Origin of the sequence: Nocardia sp. NPDC058114, assembly GCF_042884695.1 — a bacterium.
In the GTDB taxonomy this organism is placed as follows: Bacteria; Actinomycetota; Actinomycetes; order Mycobacteriales; family Mycobacteriaceae; genus Nocardia.
In genome coordinates, this window is sequence record NZ_JBHVTK010000006.1 from 314601 (window position 1) to 328887 (window position 14287).

The window sequence follows — 14287 nt, forward strand, 5'->3', positions numbered from 1 at the left end:
CTCGCTTGCGGGTGGACACGCCGACGTGCGGTCGGCGTCGGTGATCGGGATCTACGGAAGTACGCGCACCGGGACATTGTTCCAGCCCGCGAGATTCTGCATGTTCACCCGCTGGCAGCCATCCCAATCGACCTCGTACCGTGGCATGAAGTCGAGCAATCTCTGCAAGGCGATAGCGCTTTCCATCCGTGCCAGCGCCGCCCCCAGACATGTGTGAATGCCGAAGCCGAATCCGAGATTCAGGGCCTGGGTGCGGTCGCGATCGATGTCGAAGACGTCGGGCTCCTTCCAGGCGTCGGGATCGCGATTGGCGGCGCCGACCAGCAAGAACACCGGCTTTCCGGCGGGGATGGTGACGCCGTGCAGCGTGACGTCCTCGCGTGAGCGACGCACGTTGTATTGAGTCGGTGATTCGTAGCGGAGCACCTCTTCGACCGCCGCGGGGATCTTGCTGCGATCGGCCTGCAATTTCTCCCACTGTTCGGGGTGCTGCGCGAACAACACCACCATGCTGGCCACCAGTCGCGTCACGGTCACCGCGCCCGCTCCGCCCAGAACGAGGGCGAACTGGGCGATTTCGGTGTTGTCCAGGCCGGTGACCTCACCGTTTTCGCGCTGCACCGTAGCCGACACCAAATCGCTGATCATGTCGTTCCGCGGCCGGGCCCTGCGCTCCTTCACCACCTGGTAGTAGACGACCAGCATCTGCAGGGCTGCCTGGAGGCCGGCTTGCGAGATCTTCACCGCGCCGGGCTCGCGGTGCAGGAAGTCGTCGAGCCACAGCCGAATCTGCCCACGACGCTCGTCGGGGACACCCAGCATCGTCGTGATGACCTCGATGGGGAACAGCGCCGAGAAGTCTTGAACGACATCGAATTTCGCAGGATCTGCGGCGTGGAGATGTCGATCGATCAAGTCCGTGGCCAAGGGGCGCAGTTCCTCGATCGCACGCGGGGTGAACACCTTGTTGACGAGGCCGCGCATATGGCGATGCTCGGGCGGATCCATGGTGATGATCGACTTGTGCATGGGGGGTTCCCCCGATTGCACGGTTCCGAGGTCTACGCCCTCAGCCGAAGAATACGTCTCGAAATTCTTGTGCCCGGCCGCGACATCGACATGGCGGCTCAAAGCATAGAAGTCATACTTCTCGTTGTAGTAGACCGGGGCGTCTTCACGCAACCGGCGATACGTCTCGAACGGTCCGTTGAAATAGTCTTCCGAGAAAGGGTCGAATTCTATTTCTTCAGGCGGCACCTGTGGCCTTCTTTCGCGCATTGCAAGAGGATTGCTGTGACCCGTCGTGTACCGGACCGGCTACGAAGCGGCTTCGTCGTGGTACTTCTTCGTCATCTGATCGATGACCTCCTGGTGCTGCTGGGCGAGTTCGTCTCGCACCTGTGCCGCCCGGGCAGCAGCATCCAGTGTCGGCTGCGATTGGCCCTGGAAGTGCGGCATCACCTCGTCGGCGAAGAGCTCAGCCGAGCGCTTGGTGGCCGCGGGATTCGCCCATTCGTGAGCCATCTGCAGCATGCAGCCGAACCCACCGGACTGGTCCCACAGTCGCTGAACCTGTGCCCGAGCGCGCTCCGGCGTGCCGATGACGCCCACCCCGAGGTTGTTGATGATGTCGATCATCTCGTCGAGTTTCTCCCCCGGCACCGTGAGGTGGGGGAAGGCAGCCACCTTCTGGAAATAGCGGAACCACGACTCGATGCCGAACTTGACGTCCTCGCGGGCCTGCTCGTCGGTCTCGGCGATATGGAACGGCCCGGCCAGCGCCCAATTCTTTCGGTCGACCCGGGTGCCGAAGGCTGCGGCCTGTTTCTCGGCGATATCCCAGTGGTACTGGAGGGCGTTGAAGCTTTCCAGTGTCAGCGTCGAGCCGATGGAGATCAGGCCGATCCCGTGCTTTCCGGCCAGCCGCGCGCCGGTGGGGGAGGAGACTGCGGCGACGGCCAGCGGTATCCCTCCATCGGAATAGGGGGCCAGCTGCAATCGGGCGTCGCACAATTCGTGTGTCGGCGTTTTGGCGCTGACGGTTTCGCCGGCCAGCAGACGGACGACGATGTCGAGATTCGTCTCGAGGAGTTCGCGCGTATCCGTTTGGCTCAAACCGATCATTCCGGCATCTGTCGGAAGTGAACCCGGACCGAACCCGCCGATCAACCGGCCGTGTGTGAGATGGTCGAGCAGCATCAGCCGGTCGGCGACCCACAATGGGTTGTGGTACGAGAGGGAGATGACGCCGGTGGCGAATCGGATTCTCTTGGCTCGTTGTGCGGCAGCGGCGATGAAGATCTCCGGCGAACCGATTATTTCGCTCCCCGCCGAGTGATGCTCGCCCAGCCACGCCTCGTCGTAGCCGAGTGCGTCGATATGTTCGATGAAATCGAGGTCGCGCTGTAGCGCAAGTGTCGGGTTCGTACCCGCGCGATGAAAAGGTGCGATGAAGTACCCGAACCGAAGCCGAGCCATGATGAATCCTCCCCTTGACGTGATTTCCTGAATCGTAGCGCGCTGGTCGGCCCGCCGCCATGGTTCGAGTCGACGTTCCGGCGGTAGGTGGGCCCGTTGGTGTATGTCTCTGCGGCCGTCGACCCTGGTGATCGGCTTGCTCGTACGGCTAGGTCCGAACGTGTGGATGTGCGGTGGCCCAAGCGATCTCGATAGGCGGGGGACGCGTCAACGGCCGTTGAAGGGAGCCATGACATCCGTCTGGTACCGCTGCATCGCCGCTGCCGGGTCGCCCCAGAACAGCCCTGCGGGAACTAATACCCGACTTACGCCGAGGCTGCGCAGAGTGTCCAGTTCTGCAAGGGAGTTCTTTCCGATGAGGGTTGTGCTGACGGTGACCTCGATATCGTCCAGATCCCTGTCTTCCGCTACCGCGGCATTTCTCATCTCGATCAGCAAAGATTTCAGGGTGTCGGCTTCCCTGGTCATCGGAAAGAATCCGTCGCCATAACTCCCCGCCCGCCTGGCCGAGGCGACAGAATTGCCGCCGATATGAACGGGTATCGACTTCTGGGCAGGCTGTGGGCGCAGGATACATTTGTCGAAATCGACGTACTTGCCGTGATAGCTTGCGACCGGCTGTGTCCACAGTGCTCGAATGGCTGAAATGTATTCGTCCGCGCGCGCACCACGATCCTCGAAGGGTACGCCGACGGCTTCGAACTCCTCCTTCAGCCAGCCCAGTCCGATGCCGAACTCGACCCGTCCGCCACTGAGGTGGTCGAGCGTGGCGAGTTGCTTGGCCAGTACAACTGGATTCAGCAGGGGAGCGATCATCGTGCCGGTGGCCAGTCGTATGGTGTCCGTAGCCGCCGCGATATAGCCGAGCCATACCAGCGGATCCGGGATCGACATATCATCGCCGCCGGGCATTCGGCCGTTCTGAGTATATGGACAGGGTGACGTATAACCGGAGGGAATGACAACGTGCTGACTGGCCCACAAGGATTCGAACCCCAACCCCTCGGCCGTCTTCGCAAGGTCGGCCGCAGCTGCCGGCTCACCCATCGTCCCCGTGTTCGCGAAGAGAATACCGAATTTCATGATGTTTCTTCCTGCTGATCGATCACATCGTGCCGTCGTGACCGAAGCCTAGCCTCGATCTTTCGTGCGCTCAGCTGAACAGGAGGTCGCCCCTGGTAGGTGATCGGTCCGCGGCATGGCCCGGAAACGGTTCTCCTGTCGGCGATTTCACCGAGGGCCTCGGCCGCGATCGTCTGAGCAGCCGCGGCCCGGGTCTTCGGCGTCGGTCTGCTTCGGGATGTCGCGGGTTGATGCGGGGGAGGGAGGCCCCAGGCGGCTCAGCCTCGTTCGAGTTCCCCACGCACGGTGGCGGCGATGCGGGTGAGCGCGGTCCCGAGGTTGCGGCGCTGAGCGGCGGTCAGCGGATCGAACACGAGCCGCTTCACCTGCGCCACGTGCTCCGGGGCGCTGTCGGCGAGCTTGCGGCGGCCGCCGTCGGTGAGGGTGGCGAAGGTGTATCGGCCGTCGCTGGGGTCGGGTCGGCGGGTGACCCAGTCGCGGGCTTCGAAGCGGTCCATGGCTTTCGACAGCCGGGGCTGGGTGCTGTCGCAGACCCGGGCGAGGTCGCTCAGGCGCATCGTGTCGTCGTCGGCCATCGACAGCCTGGCCAGCACCCCGTACTCGAAGTTGGAGATGCCCGCGTCGCGCTGTAGCTGACGGTCGAGAGCTGCGGGGAGGGCGGTGACGACCGTGAGGAGCGCCTGCCAGAGCTCCTGTTGGTCCTCATCGAGCCAGGGTGACGGGGTGTTCATGCGCTCATCGTACTTGCCCAGGAAACACGTACTTGCCTGGGCAAGTAATCGTGCGCTACGTTGGTACTTGCCTAGGCAAGTGAAAATACTTTCCAGGGCAACTTAAGGAGCTGATATTGATGACAACCAGCCGCCTCTCCGCGAACGGCCGAGCTTCGGGCAAGCCTGCTGCCGCCTACACGGAGCTGCTCGCCCGTGTTATGCCACAGGCGCGCGAACAACTCCTGTGGAGTCCGGCCGACGGGCCGCTGCCGAGCCTGTTCGTCAGCCACGGTGCCCCGTTCACCCTCGACGATCCGCAGTGGCTCGGCGACCTCTTCGCCTGGGCTCAGTCGATGCCCAAACCCCGTGGCATCGTTGTTGTTTCGGCCCACTGGGAACAAGCACCAGCCGCGGTCACCGGGGCCGTGGCAGGCACTCCGCTCTACTACGATTTCAGCGGCTTCGACCCCCACTACAAGACCCTTCCCTACGCGACCCCGGACGCCACCGACCTCGCCCGCCGAATCGCCGGTCTGCTGGGCCCTGCGCCCGTGCACGAATTCGCTGACCGCGGCTTGGACCACGGCGCCTTCATCCCGCTCATGGCCATGTACCCCGCTGCCGATGTCCCGGTCGTACAGCTCTCGATGCCCGGCCTCGATCCCCGCGTGCTCCTCGAACTCGGCGCACGCCTGCGGCCCCTACGCGAAGAAGGCATCCTCGTGCTCGGCTCGGGCTTCATGACACACAGCTTCGCCGTCTTCCGCCATCCTGAGCTCGTCGCCGAGACAGCAGCTTTCGATGAGTGGGCAGTCGATGCTCTGGCCCGCGGCGACGTCGATGCGCTGGCTGATCACCGGAGGAAGGCGCCCGGGGCCGCGGTTGCCCACCCGACGGCCGAACACTTCGTTCCGCTGCTGCTCACTGTCGGTGCCGCTGCGGACCCCGCCAGTGCGGTGAGCGCCATCGACCGCCTGGTCATGGGCAATTCCATCCGCTCGGTCCAACTGACCTGAGCCGGTTCGGCTTTCCCTTCCCGCTCGATCGCCTCATCCCGCGGCGACGAGATCGCACACCCTGGAGGACAGTTCCATGAAGGCAATCCGTTTCCACGAGTTCGGCGCCAGCGAAGTCCTGCGCTACGAAGACATCGAACGTCCTGTCCCCGCGCCGGGGCAGGTACTCGTCCAGGTCGTCGCTACTTCGTTCAACCCGGTCGACGATCACATCCGCGCCGGGCATCTGGCGCAGATGCTCCCGATCGTGCTGCCGTATGTGCCGGGCATCGACCTGGCGGGCACCGTCGTCGAACTCGGCGCGGATGTGACGGGCCTGGCGGTCGGTGACCGGGTCGTGGCGATGTTGCCCCTCGACTCCGCGGGCGGCGCAGCCGAATTCGCGCTGGTTCCCGCCGAGTCCCTGGCCGCGGCACCGCAGTCGATCGAGTTGGCGGACGCCGCGGCGCTGCCGCTGACCGGCCTCGCCGCCTGGCAGTTGGCGTTCGAGCTCGCCGAGCTGAAGCCGGGTCAGACGGTCCTGGTCAACGGGGCGGGGGGTGCGGTGGGCAGCCTGGTGGTGCAGCTCGCTGTCGATGCGGGAGCACGGGTAACCGCGGTGGATGCGCCGGAGCACGCGGACCGGCTCGGCGGCTACGGCGCAGTCCGGGTCGAAGGCCCGCTCAGCCTCGCCGACGGTCCGGACGCGGTGGGTGGTCCGTTCCAGGTGGTGGTGAACCATGTGCGCGTTTCCCCCGAGGAACTCGCACAGTTGACGAACTATGTCGCCGACGGCGGGATCGCCGTCAGCTCGGCAGGCCCCATTCCCGACGACGCCGCCCGCGGGGTCCGCAGCGAGAGTCTCTGGGTCCGTAGCGACGGGGCCCAACTGAGCGAGCTGGTCGCCAAAGTGGACGCCGGCAAGCTCCGCCTCCACGTCGCCGACCGTCGCCCGGTCGCAGAGCTGGCCGAGGTACACGCGGACGCGGGCGCCGGTCGACTGACCGGGAAGACCGTCGTACTCGCCCCCTGATCGCACCCGACCGAGGTAAGGCGCTTCCCGCTCGAGCGGGAAGCGCCTCCGCATCGAGGGTCGGGCGAGCTCGCCGTCGGCCAGGTGGAATGCAAGATCGTTTAGGGTCTTGCCGGATCGGGGCGTCAGCCCATCGACACGCATCCCTGCAGGGTCTGGAAGTCACCTGCGAATCCGGGCCCGCCCGCACAGGTGGGTGTCGAGGTCCCGGTGACAGTCACCGTGGCTCCGGGTCCGGCGATGCCGATGGACAGTCCCGGCCGCACGCCGGTGACAACCGCCAGTGCACCCGGCCCCACCGCGATCGCGGCCGGTCCGGACAGATACTGCGATGCCGAGGCGGCCTCGCCGCCGTTCGCCGCGATCGCGAGCGACAGGCTGGTGGGGGCGGCGTCGGCGTCGGCGTTGCCGTCGAGTCCGTATGCCGCGGCCGCCCCCATGGCCTCGCTTTCCGCGGCGCAGGACGCACCCTCCTCGCCCGCCTGGGCCGTGGTAGCGCCGGGGGCCGGACAGGCCGCGACCGGCGCGGCATTCGCTGTCGGGCCGCCGACCAGAGCCGACAGTGAAACCGCACCCGCACCTACCAATAGGGCCGCGGCGCGCCTAGCAGTGAAGCTGAACATCGGGGTCACCCTCGCTCTCGATCGTGTCGCTCGTACCCGGCAACCCGCGAGGCTGCCCGGTCGAGCTGAAATCTGAGTTGGACAACCTTCAGCTTACGCACCTAATGATGCAAATTCGATGCACTCGGCTACTTTTACGTTCGCAGGACGGGCGAGACCGTTGAGCAGGCTGCGGCAGCGTGGAGGTGCCCGTACAGGTGGGCTCCGAGATCGGCCGGGCGGCCACGCCGCCGCTGAACACGACGAGCGAGCGAGGGCTCAGCCGTTCTTGAAGGGGTTGAGGGTCTTTCCGGCGAGGTAGCCCAGTCGGATGGGCAGGGGCTTCATGGCGACGGCGGAAATCTTGTTGACGATGCCCGGGATGCACACGGGTTTGCCTTTCATCACCGCGGCCCAGCCTTCGGTGACGACAGCTTCGGGCTGCTGCCAGAGGATCCGGGGTAACTGGTCGGCTGCGTCACGAGTGCCCATGACGTCGTGGAATTCGGTGCGGGTGAAGCCGGGGCACAGCGCGGTGACATGGATGCCATGGGGCTCGAGTTCCATGTCGAGAGCTTGCGAAGTGTTGAGGACGTAGGACTTGATGCCGGTGTAGAGCAGGCCGGCGCCGGGCGGGGCGAACGCCGCGACCGAGGACAGGTTGATGATCCGGCCCCAGCGGCGCTCCTTCATGCCGGGGATGACCAGGTGAGCGAGTTCGGTCGGGGCGGTCACCATCAGCTGGATCTCCGCGGCCAGGGCGTCCCATGGGGTGTCGGCGAACGCGGTCTTGCCCGACAGACCCGCGTTGTTGATCAGGACGTCGACGTCCAAGCCCTGCTGGGCGGCGTAGTCGAGGATCGCGGCGGGTGCGGCGGGGTCGGTGAGATCGGCGGCGAACACCTCGCAGCGCACCTCGTGACGTTCGGTCAGCTGCGTGGCGAGCTCCTGTAGCCGGTCGGCGCGGCGGGCGACGAGCAGCAGCTGGTAGCCGCTGGCGGCCAGGTGGTGGGCAAACGCCGCGCCGATGCCGGCGGACGCGCCGGTGATCAGGGCGGTGCGGGGGGATGTGGTCATGGGTCCTTCGTTTCGGATGGGGGTGGGCGGTGTTCAGACGGGTGGGCCGGGCAGCTCGCGAGGACCGGGTGTGAAGTCATGGCGGGCTTTGCCGATGTCGCCGCGGTAGGAGCCGACCGGACCGGTCAGCAGGAAGGGGCGGGGTACGCGCCGCTGAGCGTCGGTGAATCCCCAGGTGCCGATGCCCAGATAGACGCCGGGCGCGGCACGCCGCACCTCGTCCACCATATGGAGCGACCCGCACATCGAGGTGTAGGCGCGGTAGATGAGCGTGTAGGCCGCAGCGCCGTCGTAGCGGGACGGCGCCAACAGTGTGCGCATCGGGTAGCGCTGCCGGACCCGACCGAACTCGCTGAAAGTGTTGTAGCCGCGCCCGCTGTTCTCGTCGACGGGCTGGAATGCCTTGCACAGCCATGGACCGAGCGGGTTGGCCACGGCCACCTTTCCGGTCGCCACGGCGAACAGGTTCGGCTGCGCCAGCAGGGCGGCGGTGTATTCACCGTCGATCTCGCTGATCGTGGGGGCTTCGAGGGTGGTGAACAGGGCAAGCAGGCCGCTGGTGTTCAGGCGGCGCAGCTCCGCGGTCACGGCTTCGGTGCCCACAGGGAACTCCACTTCTCTCGACTTCTTGAATGGTCCTCAAGAAGGTAGCGCGTTCTTGAGGACCATTCAAGATAAAGTGATGGGGTGCCCAGGAATCGACGCCCGCAGGATCGCGAGGAGAAGCGCGCGGAGATCATCGCTGCCGCGCAGCGCCTGTTCATCGACGACGGCTACGAGTCGGCGCCCATGGGGCAGATCGCCAAGAGCGCAGGAGTCACCGTCAATACGGTCTACTGGTACTTCCGGGACAAGGACGAGCTGCTCATCGCCGTTCTGGATCGCCTCCTGGCCGAAGCGCTCGCGACCTATGCGTCGGTCGACGGCCTGCCGCTCAACGACCGGCTGCTGTGGGTGGTCGACCAGCTGGAACGGCTACACGGGCTCGTCAACACCGTGCACACCCGCGCCCCGGCCTCTCCCGCCATCGGCACCTGGCACGCCGGGTTCCACCAGCTGGCTGACGCCCTGTTCGCCGACGACCTCCGCAGGGCAGGCGCCGCCGAGGCCGACCTCGCCGCCATGACCGCCATCGGGACCTTCGTCATCGAAGGCCTACTGACCCATCAGCGCGACGACGCGGGCAAGCGAGCCGTCATCGACCTGCTCGTCCACAGCCTCACCGCCGCCCCCGGCCGAACCGGGACAAGCTGACCCGCAGTCGTCGAGATCGGGTGTTACGAACAGATCTTTTGCCCCCCGACCTGCTCAACCCGGAGGCTGCCAAAATCTCCCAGGCTGCATATGCCCAGGACGAGGCTGTTGGAAGGTATCCATCACCAATCGGATCGCGGCAACGACGGCACCCGGACCGTGTTCAGGCCTGCTGTCGAAGTCTTCGTATCGCACTGCGGCCGACCCGTGGACGATCAGTTCTTCGGTGTCCGCCGGATAGAAGCCATAGCCCACTCCGTCGGTGAGTTCGGTGTACGGATGACGACTGGAGTAGGCCGTAGCGAGAACGCCCGGGTGGGGAGAGCGCACCAGACCGCTGGCCGCCGCACGGTTGATCAGTGCTTCCAGTGCCGATTCGATCTCGAAGTCGGGGGTGCGGAAACCGAGCAGGTCGGCCCAGTCCGGAAACGTCGACTGGCGTAGCTGCAACGCCGCCGGTGCGCCGACGACCCATGCTCGCGCCCACTCGTCGATTGCCGGATCGATGACGAATTCCCAACTCCGCGCATCGAATTCCTCGTGGGCTCGCCGCGCACGCCGGGAGTCCTCGGCGTAGTAGGCCTCTCGAAACGCCGCAGTCGAGCGGTCGACAATCGGGGAATCGCTGTGCAGCGCCCTGTCCCGATCGTCCCAGCGCCGCACAGGAGCGATGCGCGCCAACGAGAGTTCGTAACCGGACGGCTCCTGCTTCATACACGCACAGTACCGATGTTCAACTTCCGCGGAGGGGTGCAGCGAACGAGCACCAGGAGTCTCAACGGCAATTTATCGGCAATGGCATATTTCCGCGAGTGAGTGAGCTGGTCCGTCGATCCGATCAGGGGGACGCGCGCGCGTCCTTCGCGGCGCGGCGCGGGGCTTGACAGGGGCGCCGGACACGGCTTTGACTGACTTGGAAATGGGTTCCACCTCCTACGACAATGCTCTGAGAGGTCGACGATGGGTAACACGCGGATAGCGAGCCCGGGGCATCGGCGCGGATCGTCCGCCCGCCGCGGAGTCATCTCGGTTCTGGCACTGATCGGTGCGTGCCTGCTCTCCTTGACGGCTACCCAGACCGTCTCAGGGCAACCCATGGCAAACACCTCCGACACCGGATTCGCGATCCCCTTCGCCGGTGCGCCCGCCTACGAACACGTCGCACCACCGCTGATGACGAGTCCGGAGCAGCTCAACCAGCCGCTCGGTCAGGCATTGGCCGACACGATCGCCGGTCAGGTGGGTCTCGACAGAGCCGACGCGCTGACCGAGCAGCAATATCGTGACCTCAGCACCGGCGGCGGCGTCGGCGGCAGCCGCGAGGCGGCCGAGGTGATCGTCGCCTGCGTCGAGATCCTCACCAATACGGTCGGCCGCCCTCTCTATTCCGAGGTCAACGGGCAGCGCACGCCCTCGGTGCTGGCCAGCTACGGACTGTACGTGAACCCCGGTGGGCTGTTGGAGAGCCCGGCCAACGTGGACGCGCCGACCAGGCAGGTGAACACCTTGCTCGCGCCCGGCGGTTACGTCGGAACGTGGTTGCGCGACAACGGCGCGTTGCGCACTCTGGTCGCGCTCTACCGGTCGGCCTACACGGTGCAAGCTGCCTACGGCTTCGCGGCACAACAGATTTCGGGCGCGGCGCAGCTGGTGACCAACACCAAGGGGGGCGTGAGCTCCGAGGTCGGCATGTCGATGGCCCCGCCGCTGTGGATTGTGAACTTCGCGCTGATCTACATCTTGAACCCGGCCCTGGCGGCGGAGATGCCGGCCTACTGGGCTCCCATACCCCCGCAGGTCGCCGACGCCATCACAGCGAGCCCGACCGGCCAGGTCCCTTTCGGCGACTATGCGGTCTACTTCGAGTGACGTGGTCAGCACCACGGTGTGCCGGCGATCGTGCGAGCGGAGCGTCAGTTGATGGTGCCGACGTAGCCGATGATGGTGTCGCGCGCTGTGTTCCATGCAGCAGACTCGGCGTCGGCGAATTCACCGTGTCCGGTACCGCGCAGGATTCGTAGGTCGGCGATGCCGCCGGCGTGAGTGACAGCTTCGACGTAGCGGTGACTTTGTAGCGGCGCCACAACTCGGTCGTTCTCGCCGTGTATTGCGGTGATGCGCGTGTCGTTCGCCGGGAGGCGGTGAATGGGGGAGGCGTTGCGGTAGCGGTCGGGTACCTCCGTCGGCGTACCGCCGAGGAGCTTCGGGACGAACGAATCCTGGCTCTCGGTGACGGCCAGATCCAAGTCGAGTACCGCCGCCATGAGGGTGAGACTGCGGATGCGAATCGCGGGATGTCTCGGTGGTTCGGCCGATCGGTGTCCGGCGGTCCAGGCGGCGAGGTGGCCGCCTGCCGAGTGTCCGGCGAGGTGAACCCGCTGTAGGTCGAGCAGGTTACCGAGGCGTGGTGCGACGATGTTCGCCAGCGCGTCGACGGCGTCGTCGACATCGGTGAGTGTGACCGGCCATCCGCCGCCGCCGTTCACTCGGCGATACTCGATGTTCCACACGGCGACGCCGTCGCCTGCCAGCGCACGGGCATGGGCGTCGAATTGCGCGAGGGTCCGGTTCTGCGCCCATCCGCCGCCGTGGATCAGCACCACCACGGGCAGTCGCGTGTTCGATGCCGGTGGCAGATAGAGGTCGCCGAATGTCTCCGGTGAGTTTCCGTAGTTGATGCGCATCGGGGATGGCGGAATCGCCGATGCTTCCACAGCGATCGTCTCGGCCGGTACCGACAGATCCGTGGCGCGATATCCCAGGGCGAGGATGACCACCGCGAGCACACCGAGACCGGCAATGCGACGCTTGCCTCCGTGCGCCATTGGTAGATCTCCTCTCGATATCTGCTCCGTATCGTTCCCGCTGTCGGTCAGCGACGAGATGGGGCGGTCGGATCCAGCGGCGTTCCTCACCACCACCCGAGTATCGGTTGCAGCTCCCGTCCGAGTGGTCCGGCCAGGGATCGGGAGTAGCTCGCGGTCAGGTGGTGTTCGTCGTGATAGATCAGGATGTTGCCTTCGGCTACCGCGCAGAGCGTGGGTTCGCAGACTGCGTCCGTCAGGTCGATCGGGAAGACACTGGGAAACGCCGAGGCCGGTTCCAGTCCTGGGTTGACCGGGTCGAGCGCGTCCTCGCGGCGCATGCCGCAGCTGGTTCGGTTCCCGCCGCCTGCCAAGCAATCGGTGGCCTTGTATCGGACGGTTCCGCGGCGCAGCCAGGGGGTGTCGCGGATGGTGACCACGTTGAGACCGCGGTCCGACAGCGCCGCCCAGACGTGGAGATAGTCGGCGGGCGTCTCGTCGCCGCCCTCGTCGCGGGGCCGGGTACCGGTGGTGAACACCCAGTCGGGGCGGTCGGCATCGAGGCGGTCGATCACTTCGGCCGACCAGTCCCGGCAGTCCGGGATGGGCTCGCCCTTGTAGCTGGCGTCGTCGGCCAGCGTGAGCGGGCAGCCCATCTTCAAGTACACCTGGATGCGGAACGAGTGTTCGGTGGCGAGCACCTGGAGCGCGGGCAGCCAGTGTTCGGCATGGGAGCTCCCGACGAGTGCCAGTGTTCGATCAGCATCCGGGTCGCCATAGGTACAGGTGACGACGTCGCGGGTGTCCCAGTCCGCGATACATCCGTCCGCCGTGGGCGGGGGGACTTCGGTGGGTGCGGCGAAGACGGTGGGTCGCATCGGCTCGTCGGGTGTCGCAGCGCCGGAGGCCAGCGCCTCCGCACCCGGGTACAGTGCCGGGTCGAGCTCCCCGGCCGCGACCGGTGGCTTGACCTGGACCACTGCGAACTGCCAACCGGCGGTGGCGGTGATGGTCGCCGCCAGCAACACCGCGACCGCGGACGCGGCGAGGTGCCGCGATCGTGCGTCCCCGGCATCGTTGCTGTCGGCTGGTGAAGTGCGCTGCCGCAGTGGCTGTTCGATCCAGCGGTGTGTCATCCAGGCCAGCACAACAGACAGCCCGATCACCCCGGTGCCGCCCACGAGACCGGCGTGGGTGTTCCCGCGTTCGGTGAGGAAGAAGATCAGGATCGGCCAGTGCCACAGGTACAGGGGATAGGCGATATCGCCGAGCCACCGCATGGCCGGATGCGCCAGTAGCCGGTTCGGCAACGGCCAGTCGGCGAACCGCAGCTGGGTCACCGAGAGGATCACCGCAGCCGTCGCGCAGACAGGGAGCAGGGCCGCGGGGCCGGGGAACCGGTTGGCGCCGTCGATGATGAGCCACCCGCACAGCACGACACCGAGAACACCGAACACCGACAGCGCGACGCGCACCTGTCGCCACAACATCAGCGTCGGCGCGACGACGGCGAGCCCGGCGCCGGCCAGCAACTCCCATCCACGGGCGAAGCTGTCGTAGTAGTTCCACCCCTGGTTCGTGGCGACGCCGTAGGCCGCGTAGACGAACGAGGCCACCGACACCGCGACCACGACAGCGCCGATGGTCGCGCGAATCCGACCAGGTCGTGAGAGCCGCGCGCACAACCAGGCGACAGCCGCGACCGTCAGCAGTGCGGCCAGATAGAACTGCCCCTGCACCGACATCGACCACAGATGTTGCAGCGGACTGACCGAAGGATCGGCGGCCAGGTAGTCCGACCAGGTCAGGGCGAGCTGCCAGTTCTGGTAGTAGAACAGCGAGGACAGAACCTGCGCCGCCGCCGTCGACCATTGTGTATACGGCAGCAACACCACCGTCGCGACGACGACCGCCGCCAGCACGACCGTCATGGCCGGGACGAGCCGCCGCAGAGTGCGGCGCACGACCGACAAAGCCCAGAACGGCTCCGGCGACTCCGCTCGGCGCAGCAGCAAGCCCGTGAAGAAGAACCCCGAAAGCACCAGGAAGACGTCTACACCCCCGGAAACACGACCGAACCACACATGAAAGACGACGACCAACGCGATCGCGAGACCCCGCAACCCGTCCAGATCGAAGCGGTACTCCAACTCACGGTTGGTTCGCGTTGCCGTGCCGAGACGAGTCTGCTCGGTCGAATCGGCGTCAACATCGGTCACAGCCCCTGACACCGCCCCGCGGAGCTCAC

At 66.1% G+C, this 14287-nt stretch carries 14 protein-coding genes; 4 read left to right on the forward strand and 10 right to left on the reverse strand.

Annotated elements, in window-relative coordinates; all coding sequences use genetic code 11:
* Positions 1-51: 51 nt before the first annotated feature.
* The 4 genes from ACFVVI_RS23290 to ACFVVI_RS23305 form a co-directional block, all read right to left on the reverse strand.
* Positions 52-1278, reverse strand: coding sequence for a cytochrome P450 (locus tag ACFVVI_RS23290; protein WP_387446780.1), 1227 nt, complete (start codon positions 1276-1278; stop codon positions 52-54).
* A 39-nt stretch (positions 1279-1317) separates the two neighbouring features.
* Positions 1318-2478 (reverse strand): LLM class flavin-dependent oxidoreductase, encoded by a 1161-nt coding sequence (locus ACFVVI_RS23295; RefSeq protein WP_378989596.1) that lies wholly within the window; start codon positions 2476-2478, stop codon positions 1318-1320.
* Between the two features lie 207 nt (positions 2479-2685).
* Entirely contained in the window at positions 2686-3561 is an 876-nt protein-coding gene (locus ACFVVI_RS23300) for an LLM class F420-dependent oxidoreductase (RefSeq protein ID WP_387446781.1), read from the reverse strand.
* A gap of 257 nt (positions 3562-3818) precedes the next feature.
* On the reverse strand, positions 3819-4292 hold the full coding sequence (locus ACFVVI_RS23305; protein ID WP_387446782.1) for a MarR family winged helix-turn-helix transcriptional regulator: 474 nt from the start codon (positions 4290-4292) through the stop codon (positions 3819-3821).
* Positions 4293-4411: 119 nt separating this feature from the next.
* Between ACFVVI_RS23305 and ACFVVI_RS23310 the strand changes: the two genes are divergently transcribed.
* Both ACFVVI_RS23310 and ACFVVI_RS23315 read left to right on the forward strand, forming a co-directional pair.
* Positions 4412-5290 carry a dioxygenase gene (locus ACFVVI_RS23310; protein WP_387446783.1) on the forward strand — a complete coding sequence of 293 codons (879 nt, stop codon included), beginning with the start codon at positions 4412-4414 and terminating at the stop codon, positions 5288-5290.
* A 76-nt stretch (positions 5291-5366) separates the two neighbouring features.
* Positions 5367-6302, forward strand: a complete 936-nt coding sequence (locus ACFVVI_RS23315; RefSeq protein ID WP_387446785.1) for an NADP-dependent oxidoreductase — start codon at positions 5367-5369, stop codon at positions 6300-6302.
* A 125-nt stretch (positions 6303-6427) separates the two neighbouring features.
* Here the strand turns inward: ACFVVI_RS23315 and ACFVVI_RS23320 are convergent, their stop codons facing one another.
* From ACFVVI_RS23320 to ACFVVI_RS23330, 3 genes are all read right to left on the reverse strand, one after another.
* Positions 6428-6925 (reverse strand): DUF6764 family protein, encoded by a 498-nt coding sequence (locus ACFVVI_RS23320; RefSeq protein ID WP_378989601.1) that lies wholly within the window; start codon positions 6923-6925, stop codon positions 6428-6430.
* Between the two features lie 258 nt (positions 6926-7183).
* Entirely contained in the window at positions 7184-7981 is a 798-nt protein-coding gene (locus ACFVVI_RS23325) for an SDR family NAD(P)-dependent oxidoreductase (protein WP_387446787.1), read from the reverse strand.
* A 33-nt stretch (positions 7982-8014) separates the two neighbouring features.
* Complete coding sequence (locus ACFVVI_RS23330) at positions 8015-8584, reverse strand: hypothetical protein (RefSeq protein ID WP_387446789.1); 570 nt, start codon at positions 8582-8584, stop codon at positions 8015-8017.
* Positions 8585-8668: 84 nt separating this feature from the next.
* Here ACFVVI_RS23330 and ACFVVI_RS23335 point away from each other — a divergent pair, with 84 nt between their 5' ends.
* A complete protein-coding gene (locus ACFVVI_RS23335; RefSeq protein WP_387446791.1) occupies positions 8669-9235 on the forward strand; it encodes a TetR/AcrR family transcriptional regulator in 567 nt (188 codons plus the stop codon).
* A gap of 54 nt (positions 9236-9289) precedes the next feature.
* Here ACFVVI_RS23335 and ACFVVI_RS23340 read toward each other — a convergent pair whose 3' ends face one another.
* Positions 9290-9949, reverse strand: a complete 660-nt coding sequence (locus ACFVVI_RS23340) for a hypothetical protein (RefSeq protein ID WP_387446793.1) — start codon at positions 9947-9949, stop codon at positions 9290-9292.
* Positions 9950-10195: 246 nt separating this feature from the next.
* Here ACFVVI_RS23340 and ACFVVI_RS23345 point away from each other — a divergent pair, with 246 nt between their 5' ends.
* The gene (locus tag ACFVVI_RS23345; RefSeq protein ID WP_378989606.1) at positions 10196-11104 is read left to right on the forward strand and encodes a hypothetical protein; all 909 of its coding nucleotides are present in this window, start codon (positions 10196-10198) and stop codon (positions 11102-11104) included.
* Positions 11105-11148: 44 nt separating this feature from the next.
* Here ACFVVI_RS23345 and ACFVVI_RS23350 read toward each other — a convergent pair whose 3' ends face one another.
* Both ACFVVI_RS23350 and ACFVVI_RS23355 read right to left on the reverse strand, forming a co-directional pair.
* On the reverse strand, positions 11149-12060 hold the full coding sequence (locus ACFVVI_RS23350; protein ID WP_387446794.1) for an alpha/beta hydrolase family protein: 912 nt from the start codon (positions 12058-12060) through the stop codon (positions 11149-11151).
* 86 nt (positions 12061-12146) lie between these two features.
* Positions 12147-14258, reverse strand: coding sequence for an acyltransferase family protein (locus ACFVVI_RS23355; RefSeq protein ID WP_387446795.1), 2112 nt, complete (start codon positions 14256-14258; stop codon positions 12147-12149).
* Positions 14259-14287: the final 29 nt, after the last annotated feature.